We start from the raw sequence: 10639 nt of genomic DNA, 5'->3' as shown, positions 1-10639 counted from the left end.
GACGGTGGCAGGAACAAGGACCTCGACAATCCTCATTCTCGCTGGTCAGAGGCACTCTCTGTTTTCCTGACCGCCTGTCGGACAGCCCACCTCATGAAAGCCCGAGGCTAGAGTTCACTCCAGTTTGCAGGAGCACCATGTTGCCGATGCGGTATTGATCCGAAACGGTTTGGGTTCTGGGTCGTTGGTGGTGTGTGAGCGATCTGGTGGGGGACGCGCGGCATCTGTCGCCGTCGGCGCAGGAGGCCCTGCGGCTGCGGGCGGTGGCCGCGCTGGTGGCGGGGCGGGACCGTGAGGACGTCGCGGCGCTGTTCGGGGTGTCGCTGAAGGCCGTCGACGGGTAGTGGGCAAAGTGGCAGGCCGGCGGGCGGGACGCGCTGGTCATGCAGCCCCGCGGCAAGCCGGTCGGGGTGCACCAGGTGCTCGGGGAGGCCGAACAGGCCGCCGTGCGGCAGGCGATCCTGGAGCATCGGCCCTGTGACATGGGGCTGAGTGGGCAGTTGTGGACGCGGCGGCTGGTGGGCGAGCTGATCGCGAAGCTGTACCGGGTGCGGCTGACCGAATCGGGGGTGGGCAAGTACCTCAAGCGGTGGGGGCTGACCTTCCAGCGCCCGGACAAGCGGGCCGTCGAGCAGGACCCGCAGGCCCTGCGGCGCTGGCGCGAGGAGACGTGGCCCAAGATCCGCGCGCAGGCGAAGGCCGACGGCGGCGAGATCCTCTTCGCCGACCAGGCCGGCATCCGCTCCGACCAGGTCACCGGCCGCACCTGGGGCGAGAAGGGCAAGACCCCCGTGGTGCGGCGGAGCGGGAACCGGTTCTCCGTCAACGCCATGTCGGAGATCAGCACCAGGGGCCGGATGCACTTCATGGTCTTCACCGAGAGCTTCACCGCCGAGGTGATGTGCCGCTTCCTGGACCGGCTCGTCGGCCACTTCGAGACCAAGGTCCACCTCGTGGTCGACGGGCACGCCGCCCACCGCTCGAAGAAGGTCCGCGACTGGCTTGCCGCCCATCCCGACACCGTCGAGCTGCACTTCCTGCCGCCCTACTCGCCCGAACTGAACCCCGACGAGCTGGTCAACGCCGACCTCAAGCACAGCCTGCCCAAGCAGCACCGGGCCCGGAACCAGGCCGAACTCGCCGCCGGGACCCGCCGCTTCTTCCGCAGACGACAGCGCCAACCCCACATCGTCCGCGGCTACTTCAGCGGCCCACACGTCCGCTACGTCCTGGACGAGAACCCCACGAGTTTCTGATCAATATGTGTCAATGAGTGAAGCGGGTCTGTGTTTTCTGACGCCTGGTCGTCATCTTGTGGGACGAGGTGTAGGAAAGGGTCGATCCGCACAGGCAAATCGACCCTAAGTTGGGCAATTCTGAGCAGGTCAGGTGGTCGTCGCGGTGCCGATCAGCCCCTCAATCGCAGTCATCTCCTTGTGCGCCCCCAAATACCCGATCCCTCGCGCCAGGTGGATAGTTAGCGCCTTGGAGACGTTCTCGTCCGTCGGTTCCAGTCCGTCGACCACGCAGCGCTGCTTGAGCAGGGCGAGGTAGAGGTCGCTGTGGGGGCCAGCGAAGGTCTTCCAGGACATCTCGACGTTGGAGTCGGTGACGACCTCACGGACCAGGGGGGTGGAGGCGTCCGCCAGGGAGAGTGTCAGGGCCCAGCGGCACAGGACGTTCCACTGGGTGATGCCGGTGGTGCGCTTCAGACGGATCAGGCGGTCCTTGCTCGCGGTGGCGAGGCGGATGTTCTCAAGCGACATTGCTGGCTCCTGCGTTCCACCAGTAACCCTTGACGACGCTGGTGGTGAAGGTGGTGTCGTCGTGGACCAGGGTGTACGTGTGGGCGACGGACTTCTTGAGGCGGCCAAACAGATATTCGTCGATCTCCTCGTCGGTAGAGAGGAGGAGGACTTGGCCGCTGGCGTATGGGAAGTACCGGTCCACCAGATGCTCACGGTGGCGGCTGTCGAGCCGGCCGAGCGGCGTGTCGATGACGCTGGGCAAGTGGTTGCCGGCGACTTTCATCAAGCCCCAGAGGAGGGAGACGGCGAGTAGCTGGCGCTCGCCCGCGCTGAGACGGCCGGGGTCGATCGGCTCTCCGTCGGTGTCAGCCAGGGTGAGTGTGAACTTGTCGGTATCGATGCGGAGGTCGTTCACCAGGCCCTGCTTGCGCATGAGGGTCTGGAAGCTCGTGAGCATTGCTACCTCGAGGCGACTGATGTGTCGCTTGAGGAGGGCATCGCCGAACTGTTCCAGCGTCTTCCGGGCCTTCTCCGAGTACTTGATGATCCGCTCGACCTCTTCGGCCTTCACCTTAGTGCGGACGAACTCTTCGTGGGCACGCTGCAGGGAGGCGGAGATGTGTTCGAGGCGGCGCTTCAACTCGTCGACGTTGTTGAGGCTGTTTTCGTGCTCCCGTTCCAGCCGCGCGACTTCCTGGAGCTGGTCTTCACGTCTCTTCTGGATGGTCTCGACCTTGCTCTTGGCCGGTACACCCGCCAGCTGACGCTCCAGCTGCACATGCTCTTCGGTAGCTTCCGTAGCCTGCTGAAGCAGCTCGGCAGCTCGCGCCTTGTCGCGACTGAGTGCCTCGTCGAGTGCCGACAGCTGGGAGAGCATGTCCGGTGAGAGGCCGAGATCTACCTTGAGGCCGGCGGACTTGGCACGCTTGGCGCGGTCAGCCTCCAGATTCTCCATTACGGCGGCCTTCGCCTCGGTAGGGAGCATGTCCAATAGCCACTGGTCACGCTTTTCGAGCACTCCCAGTACCTGATGTGACTCGGCTGCCGTCCGCTCGCGATCAGCCTGCTTGCGCAGCTCCTTGAGATGGCTTCCCAACATGAGGAGCGGAAGCGGGCCTGCAGCCAGCTGGACGAGGGAGCTGCGGATTTCGGCGAGGCGAGCGGAAACCTGCGCGTACTTGCGCTCGATCTCGACACGACGCTCGAAGAGATTTCCGCCCTCCTGCTTGTAGGCAGCCTCCAGCGTTTCGAGAGTACGCCGAGCTCTGACGAGCTCGCTGTTGCGCTGTGCGGCTTGCTGTTCTGCGTTCTCCAGAGCGGCGTCGGCGGCCTGCTGTTCCTGCTCCTCCGTATGGATCTTGTCTATCAGGTGCTGTTCTTCGTCCGACAGCTTCTGCCGGCGCTGGAGCGCGAGCAGATCCGTACGGAGCTGCTGGACAGTGCTGACACCGAGGAGTGAGTGGATGGCCGACTCGATGACCGATGCCGCGCGCTCAGGGTCGGCGAGCGATTCGATCTTCTCTCCGTCGAAGAACGACAGCGAGGCGACTTCGAGGGGGAGCAGGCTCTCGATGTGATCGGCCCATTCCTGGCTGAGAACCCGGCTGTGCTTCAGCTCAGGTTCGACGCGTCGTCCCGGCTTCGCCCTGGAGCCGTACTCCTCGTCGACGAACGCGTTCACGAATTCTTTGAGCGTCGTCTTGCCGCTGGTGTGCCAGCTGCGGACCACCTTGTAGTAGTGCTCCGTGCCGTCCACCGTGACCGTGAACTCCAGGGTGATCTGCGCACCGCGGGTTGGATCGGCCTGCCGGTTGATGCTCTCACGGAGGTATGTCTCGTACGACTTGCTGCCTCGACCGCTGCAACGCGCTCGCGGCCCATACAGTGCCAGCTGGATGGCGTCGAGGAGGGTCGTCTTCCCACAGCCGTTGAGGCCGCCGATGAGGACGATCGGCTTGTTCTTCTTGGTGGTCAGATCCAGCGACTGGGTGCCGCGGTAAGCCCCGAACTCTTCGAGAGTGATCTTACGCAGGAGCATCGATACCGGTTTCTTCATCCAAGGTCAGGCGGGTCTGCGATTCCTCACGCCACTTTTTCTTGCGCTGCGCGAAGTCGATGGCATCGGCGCTGTCCTCGTAGTAGCCCTTCTTTACGGCGGTCTCCAGGGCTTGGAAGAGGCCTGCGCGTCGGGACATTGTCCGGTACTTGCGCTCAACGGAGAGCAGCTCGCGAACCATGTCATAGTGCAGTTCGTCGTCCCCGCAGAGCTCTTTCAGGAGCTCCATCTCGTCCGCGCCCATCACGAGCTGTTCGTCCAGAGGGCCGCCCGGGAAGTCCTCGCCCGTGGATTCCTTGTAGATACGAGGGAGGGAGTCCTCGACCTCGTGTTTGTCGAAGACCCAGATGCGGCGAATCTCGTGTAGCTCGTCGAGGGTGATCAGCTCGATGTTCTTGACGTGCTCCGGCGCGTTGGCGCGGATCCAGGTCTGGGCGTCCAGCAGCTCCTTGAGCCACCCCTGACGGAACTTCTGCAGGTACGGGCCGTGGATCGGGACCTCTTCGCCATCAGTCCGGCGCGTGTAGATCATGACTTTTCCGTTCATGCGACGGAAGTCTCGGGCGGGTTGGTCAGGGCGGGGATACGGGGGCTTCCGGCCGGCAGGGATCCCTTCCTCGCCCTCTTCGAAGTAGCCGAACGGGGCGTCGAGCTTGTCGCGGAGGTCCAGAAGCGGCCTCATCCACTCCTTCTCTTCGTCGTTCTGGATCATCGCCGACATCGACTTGTCCTGCTCGACGAGCGTGCACGTCCAGCACCCGAAGCGGCTGGAGCCGCAGGAAGGGGTGGTCGAGTCGACCACGAGCGGGCACTCGCCATCGCCGGAGGCGCCCTGGTACATGGTGAGGAGATCCTGATTGTTGTAACCCCACGGGTTGGGCTTCTGCATCAGGTACTCCCAGACGTCGTCGTTGGTCCAGTCTTCGACCGGGCTGTAGACAAGGGAGTTGGGGAGGTTTGCATTGGGTGAGAGACGATCACGGACGCGCCGCTTCTCGTGCTTCTCCATGGCACGGGCGCGTGCCTGGCTCTCAGTCTTACGGATGCCGAGCACCATGATCGCCTCACCATGTGCTGCTACGACGTTCCGGATGAAGGAGTTGGAGGGCTTGATCTTGAGGCGCTCGGTGCACCAGCGGAACTTGGGGCGCGGTGCCGGATAGCCCCGACCGATCAGGTTGACCCAGAAGGTGTCCTTGATTTCCGGCGTCAAGCGATGAGGCTCGATAGGGAGGCCCTGCTCGGCGGCTGCTTTCTCCATCGTCTCCAGGGATGTCGTCACCCAGGCCGCGACGACGGGGTTCTCGACGAGGGTGTCGGTGCTGATGACGTGGACCGTCTTAGTGCGCTGTTCCGCTGGCAGAGCGGCGATAGCGTTCCATACGAGCTGGAGGACCGCGGTGGAGTCCTTGCCGCCGCTGTAGCCGATGACCCAGGGAACCTGGTCGGCGGTGTAGAGCTCACGAACCTCGTCTGAAAGCTTGGCGATGACCTCTTCGAGGGGTTGCCCGTCGAACGGTTTCCGCCGGACTGGCGTGATGCCGAGTTGCAGAGGGATGGTGCTCATGCTTCGCCTCGCAGGTATGCGTCCTCCACCCGCTGCTCTTCGGCGCTGAGGTCGAGGCACAGGTGATTGCGTAGGTAGTTGACTGTAAGAGTTACGTTTTGGTGGCTTTTGGAAACTCGGCCACCGACGATGGCGCGGCCCTCCCAGTCTGTATTCGATCGAGTCCAGTCGACCTTTTTCAGAGGGGAAAGTTTCCGTTTCCATTTACTGGGTGTGGTGGATTCCCGAAGCAGGGAGTTTCCGATGCGGCCGAGAGCGTGCAGTGCGATTCCGTGACTGTGGATGAAGTCACGCCGCATCTCGGGTGCCGAGAGCTCTCGCTTGCGAACCATCTCCCACTCAGGAAGCGTCGTGTCGATGTGCTCCCAGTACTCCTGCGCCAGCTCGGCTGCGGCGTCTGCCTCGACCTCGAGGCCCTGGAGGAGGGCCTGAGTGCCGTAGTAAAGAGCGCTCAAGGTGAACATCATCCGGGAGCGGGCGGAGAGGGTGCTCTTCTCCATCTCGACGTAGCCCTTGAAGACTTTGCACTGGCTGGCCAATGTGCGCGCCACCCGGGCTTCGCTGTCCCGATGATCGTAGAGGACGCCGATGGACCGGGCCGGGCGCACCGCGTGCCGGTTGAGGTCCGCGAACATCTGCTGCGAGCGGGCGAGCCCCGCGTCATGGAAGAAGACGACGGCGATCGTCTCGTTGCCGATGTCCGGGTTCTCCTTGAGGGCGTACTCGATAGCTGCGCGCCGGTGCTGGCCGTCGTTGATCAGGAAGCGGGAGTCCATGGGGATGCGCAGCTGCCCGGTACGGAAGGCGTTGCCGTCGGAGCCGAGGTGGTCGAACTCCATGTCGCCGTCGACGGATGCGGTCAAAGCGCTGAAGACGTAATCCTCTGGATTGTCCAGAATGTACTTCGTGAGTGCCGGGAGGCGTCCCTTGTTGAGGATCCGCTGGGCGCGCAGCTCCGGCGATAGCTCGTCCTCATCGAAGATAAAGATTTTCGGGATGAGTCGCAGGGGGCACATCGAGACGTAATACTCGCGCCCTGCCTGGATGCCACGGATCGCGGGGAACGTGTACTCGAACCCCGTCGAGGTGCGCGGAGCTACGACTCTGGTCGCTGGTGTCGCTGCTTCGGTCTCCACCCGGCAACCTTAGCGTACGTTACTCGTTTAACGTACGAAGCTTGTGGAAGTTACGTCACTTTCACGTGCGTAAGACGTACTGGCATGCCTCGCGGGTACCCCCGACTCACGCGCGGGGCTTCCCTGCCCGGGAAGACGTATGTCGATGTCTGCGTTGACAACTCTGAGGCGCCGCGCTGCGCGTCGGTCAAGCATGCGTGTACGTTAACGTCTTGACGTACTCGGTAACGGGATGACTGCTCTGGGATGGGTGAGCGCTGTGGTGGCGTATCTGGATGTGGCGGCGACGACCCGTGTGGAGCCGCGGGTGGCTGGCGTGGTCCTCCACTGGATGACCGAGGACTTCGGCAACGCTGGCAGTCGCACCCATGAGTACGGAGCCCGGGCAAAAAAAGCGGTCCAGGAGGCCAGGGCCTTCCTTGCCGGGACAGTCGGTGTGAGGACGGAAGAGGTCATCTTCACCAGTGGAGCGACGGAGTCCAACAACATCGCGCTGCTCGGCATGGCCCCGTACGGCGAGAAGCACGGCCGGAAGCACATCATCACCTCCGCCATCGAGCACAAGGCGGTCATCGAGCCCCTGCTGCATCTGCAGGAGGAGCGAGGGTTCGAGGTCGATTTCCTGGAGCCCGGCCCCTCGGGGCGGATCTCCGCGGAGGCCGTGCTGGAGAAGCTGAGGCCAGACACCCTGCTCGTCTCGCTAATGCACGTGAACAATGAGACGGGCGTCATCCAGCCCGTGGCCGAGCTGGCGGAGAAGCTCCAGAAGACCCCGACTTATCTCCACGTCGATGCCGCGCAGGGGTACGCGAAGGTTCCCGAGGACCTGAAGGCGCCCATCGATTTGATCAGTATCAGCGGCCACAAGATCGGTGCACCCAAGGGGATCGGAGCTCTGGTGACCCGGCGTCGAGGTTGGGACAAGGTACCGCTGGAGCCGATCATGTTCGGTGGCGGGCAGGAACGAAAGCTCCGCCCCGGGACGCTCCCCGTGCCGCTGATCATGGGGCTGTACGAAGCAGCCAAGGTCTTCCAGGAGAACCGGTCACGCTGGGAGCGGGATGCGAAGGAGATGCGTAAGCGGCTGCTCGCCGCGCTCGGAACGACCCGCTTCCAGATCAACGGCGATACCGACCACGCGGTCCCGCACATCCTCAATGTGACCTTCGACGGGCTCAATGCCGAGGCCCTGATCGTGCGGATCAAGGACCAGGTGGCCGTGGCGACCGGTTCCGCATGCACCAGCGCCTCGTACACGCCGAGCCACGTGCTGACTGCAATGGGCCTCCCGGAGGAAGTGGCTACCAATGGCCTCCGCTTCTCGTGGTTTCCCGGCCAGGTCTCGGACTTCGACCCGGACGGCCTGGCGGAGACGATCGCGCACATGCAACCGGACACCCCCTGATGGCCTGAGCGGCTCAGTCTTCGGGACGCCGGACCAGCCGGTGCCCCCGAAGCATGCGACCGCACCTGATCAGTTCGGTCTCCCAGCCATCCTCGGTGCCGATCAGGTGCGGATTCTCGTAGAGGCCGGCACGTAGCTCGGACTCGGTCAGACTGCGGTAACGCGGCACGTCCGGGTCGTCGGGCGCCAGGAATTCGTGCTTGCGATGGAGCAGAGGACGGTTGGTGGAGTTCGCGTAGGACATGTGCGAGGTCTCGAGGGTCTTGAGGTCTACAAGGTATGAGGACGTGATCCGCGGGTGTGGGTCCTTGTCGAACCCCGGGTAGTCGAGCCAGCTGACGGCTCGCCCCTGGTGCTTCAGCTTAGCGATGGTCCATTCCTGAGGGCGGCCGGCGGCGACGGAGGCGCAGTGCTCGTACAGGCGCAGGACTGTCGGCAGCCGGTCGATCGCCCGGCGGTGCACGTACAGCGCGGTCGGGGTGATCTTGCCGACGATGGATGCGTTCATGGCGCCTCGGATATAGGCGTCGTCCCGGAGCTTGAGGAGCAGGCGGTCGGAGCGCTGGCAGGCTTCCTTGTACGAGGTGAAGAACGAACGGACGTCGAGCTGGACGCCGAGGGGGAGGCTGCTGAACGGACCTCGGCCGTTGAAGAGTTCGACAGCGAGGAACAGCAGCGTGTTCAGCGTCGTGCGTTTGGCGCCCTCGGAGACCTTCTCGGCGTCGGCGGAGTCGCGTATGAGGCGCTTGAGTTCGCCGGGTTTCAGGTGGGCGAGCTGTTCGGCCATCGGCCGGGGCATCTCGTCGACACGGGGCGGGCGGCCACGCCGTTCGACGTAGTCGACCAGCGAGGCGATAGCGGAAGTGGTATCGGCTGAAGCGAGCCACTCGGCGTCGGGGACGATGCGGTGTGCGAGGTAACTCAGTCGGGCTGAGTGGTCCTTGAAGGCGTACACGATGCCGGGGGCCGCTGATATGCAGCGTGTTCCTGTGACTTCCTCGACGTAGATCCGGAGCTCGTCCGGGCTGAAGAGGTGCTGGAACGTCTGCCGGCTGGTGAGGAGGCCGTCGCCGTACTCCTGGCCGCGGACTTTGGGTCGCTCCCAGGTGAGGCGAGCCGAGACGATGAGTACGGAGGTGGCGAGCCTCCATGCCTCCTTGAGTGTCTGCCGACGCTCGGCGGGATCCTCGATGATGTTCAGGACGTAGGTGAGGAGGACGACGTCGGAGGGAGCCACCGGTACGCTCGAGCTGTAGTAGGGGTCCCAACCGGTGATCTTGCAACCGAGGCGCTGGAGGAAGGCCACGTCGCCGCCTCGGCCGCAGCCGTAGTCGAGGATCGTGCGGTCCGCGTTGAGCTGGCGGTCGGCCAGAGCCTGGCGTGCTGGCACGGAGAGGTTGGAGCGACCGATCGCGGTGCGGCGGCGGTCGCTGCTCCATGACTGCTGCATGTCGGCCTCGTCAGTCGAGGAAGGGGGCGGGTCGCAGCATAGGCAGGGCGGCGGTACGGACGAAGAGATTTCCGGAAGTTGAAGTTTCCCCTTGGTTGCGGACACCTGGAGACTGGGATTGGTGATCCCGGAGGGACCGATGCCGTGCTCTCGTAAGACATCACCGTCATCCGCCTCGTCCCCCAAGAAGGCATCTACGGGGTGCTCTGGGACGCAGCCGAACTGCGTCGCCGGGGCTGGCTGGTGAATCACAAGCGCGTCGAGCGGATCACGCGGTAGCACGGGATCGCCGTCCTCACTGCGGCCCTCGACACCACCTCACACCAGGGTCAGCGGAACCGGACGTTTTACAGTCCCGAATGAGTACTCGTCCTGGCAGCGCGACTCCGCTGCAGCTATTCCCTTTGGTCGTATATCTGCCCTGAGCTTGACGTTTAACCTCGCTGGGCTTGGTGTTCCTTGATCGATTCGGCGCGTTTGACGGTCTTGCCGACGTCGTGGCGCTTGGCTCGTTGCTTGTTCTTCGAGCCGGGAGGCCGTCCGGGGCCTGGTCGGGATGGTTTCGGTGCGTTTGCCGGGCGGGCTGCTGTCGCGCGGACGTTGCGAAACCCCCGGCGGACCCGAGCGGGGGTGAGTCGGCGCGGTGCGGCAGGCCGTTCCCAGGGGCGACGGAGGTCCTCGGCGAGGGGCCGGGCGAGGCGGAGCTGGGTGTGGGCGGTGATGATCAGCCAGGTCCACAGGTCGGCCGTGTCGGGATGCCTGACCTTCGGGGCGGTCCAGCCCAGGGTCTGCTTCATCAGCCGGAAGGTGTGCTCCAGGTCGAAGCGGCGGAGGAAGGACTGCCACCAGCGGTCCACGTCCGCCGGTGCGGCGGCGGTCGCCGAGCACCACAGCCAGACCGGTTTCGGGTCCCGGTCCCCGGGCAGGCGCTCGACCTTCAGGCGGATCAACGTGCCGTGCAGGACGGGGAGTTCTTCCTTGGCGTGGTTCAGCCAGGGTCCGCGGTGGGTGAGCCGGGGGTGCATCCGGTCCCAGGCCGTCGCGGTGGCCGTGCCGTAGCGGGTGGTGGCCGTGGCGGTCGTGACGTCGGCCTCGTGCCAGCTGTCGGGCTTCTTGAACGTGAGGACGCCGCCATGCCGGCGAGGGCGTCCGCCCCGGGGACCCGGCCGGGCGGGGCCGGGGTCACGGAGCATGACCCGGTCCGAGCGCAGGCGCCCGACCAGCACGACGGGTAGGTCAGCGAGGGCGTGGGTCAAGTAGGCGATGTCGTAGCCGGA

At 64.6% G+C, this 10639-nt stretch carries 8 protein-coding genes and 1 pseudogene; 3 read left to right on the top strand and 6 right to left on the bottom strand.

The genetic code is table 11. The annotated features are described in order from the left end of the window. The first annotated feature begins 194 nt into the window (after positions 1-194). Positions 195-344 carry a hypothetical protein gene (locus AC2CJA_RS18815; RefSeq protein ID WP_484603870.1) on the top strand — a complete coding sequence of 50 codons (150 nt, stop codon included), beginning with the start codon at positions 195-197 and terminating at the stop codon, positions 342-344. 39 nt (positions 345-383) lie between these two features. Continuing rightward, positions 384-1256, top strand: coding sequence for an IS630 family transposase (locus AC2CJA_RS18810; protein WP_484603869.1), 873 nt, complete (start codon positions 384-386; stop codon positions 1254-1256). Between the two features lie 129 nt (positions 1257-1385). Here AC2CJA_RS18810 and dndE read toward each other — a convergent pair whose 3' ends face one another. The 4 genes from dndE to dndB are packed head-to-tail and all read right to left on the bottom strand — an operon-like array spanning position 1386 to position 6507. After that, positions 1386-1766, bottom strand: a complete 381-nt coding sequence (dndE, locus tag AC2CJA_RS18805) for a DNA sulfur modification protein DndE (RefSeq protein ID WP_484603868.1) — start codon at positions 1764-1766, stop codon at positions 1386-1388. Continuing rightward, positions 1756-3786 (bottom strand): DNA sulfur modification protein DndD, encoded by a 2031-nt coding sequence (dndD, locus tag AC2CJA_RS18800; RefSeq protein ID WP_484603867.1) that lies wholly within the window; start codon positions 3784-3786, stop codon positions 1756-1758. The genes dndE and dndD overlap by 11 nt, the downstream gene beginning before the upstream one ends. Further along, entirely contained in the window at positions 3773-5371 is a 1599-nt protein-coding gene (gene dndC, locus AC2CJA_RS18795) for a DNA phosphorothioation system sulfurtransferase DndC (RefSeq protein WP_484603866.1), read from the bottom strand. The genes dndD and dndC overlap by 14 nt, the downstream gene beginning before the upstream one ends. Beyond that, entirely contained in the window at positions 5368-6507 is a 1140-nt protein-coding gene (gene dndB / locus AC2CJA_RS18790; protein WP_484603865.1) for a DNA sulfur modification protein DndB, read from the bottom strand. The genes dndC and dndB overlap by 4 nt, the downstream gene beginning before the upstream one ends. Before the next feature lie 250 nt (positions 6508-6757). Between dndB and dndA the strand changes: the two genes are divergently transcribed. Beyond that, positions 6758-7912: a cysteine desulfurase DndA gene (gene dndA / locus AC2CJA_RS18785; RefSeq protein WP_484603864.1), complete on the top strand. Its 1155-nt coding sequence runs from the start codon at positions 6758-6760 to the stop codon at positions 7910-7912. A 13-nt stretch (positions 7913-7925) separates the two neighbouring features. Here the strand turns inward: dndA and AC2CJA_RS18780 are convergent, their stop codons facing one another. Both AC2CJA_RS18780 and AC2CJA_RS18775 read right to left on the bottom strand, forming a co-directional pair. After that, positions 7926-9362 (bottom strand): DNA phosphorothioation-associated putative methyltransferase, encoded by a 1437-nt coding sequence (locus tag AC2CJA_RS18780; RefSeq protein WP_484603863.1) that lies wholly within the window; start codon positions 9360-9362, stop codon positions 7926-7928. A gap of 434 nt (positions 9363-9796) precedes the next feature. Further along, positions 9797-10639, bottom strand: a pseudogene (locus AC2CJA_RS18775) (NF041680 family putative transposase); the annotation flags it as partial.

It is taken from the genome of Streptomyces sp. ATLC9 (genome assembly GCF_057196705.1).
This window is presented reverse-complemented; position numbering and strand designations above follow the sequence as displayed.

Bases quoted from the DNA above. Each gene is read 5' to 3' on its own strand.
- AC2CJA_RS18810 (WP_484603869.1), top strand. From the start codon at position 384: ATGCAGCCCCGCGGCAAGCCGGTCGGGGTGCACCAGGTGCTCGGGGAG.
- dndE (WP_484603868.1), bottom strand. From the start codon at position 1,766: ATGTCGCTTGAGAACATCCGCCTCGCCACCGCGAGCAAGGACCGCCTG.
- dndD (WP_484603867.1), bottom strand. From the start codon at position 3,786: ATGCTCCTGCGTAAGATCACTCTCGAAGAGTTCGGGGCTTACCGCGGC.
- dndC (WP_484603866.1), bottom strand. From the start codon at position 5,371: ATGAGCACCATCCCTCTGCAACTCGGCATCACGCCAGTCCGGCGGAAA.
- AC2CJA_RS18780 (WP_484603863.1), bottom strand. From the start codon at position 9,362: ATGCAGCAGTCATGGAGCAGCGACCGCCGCCGCACCGCGATCGGTCGC.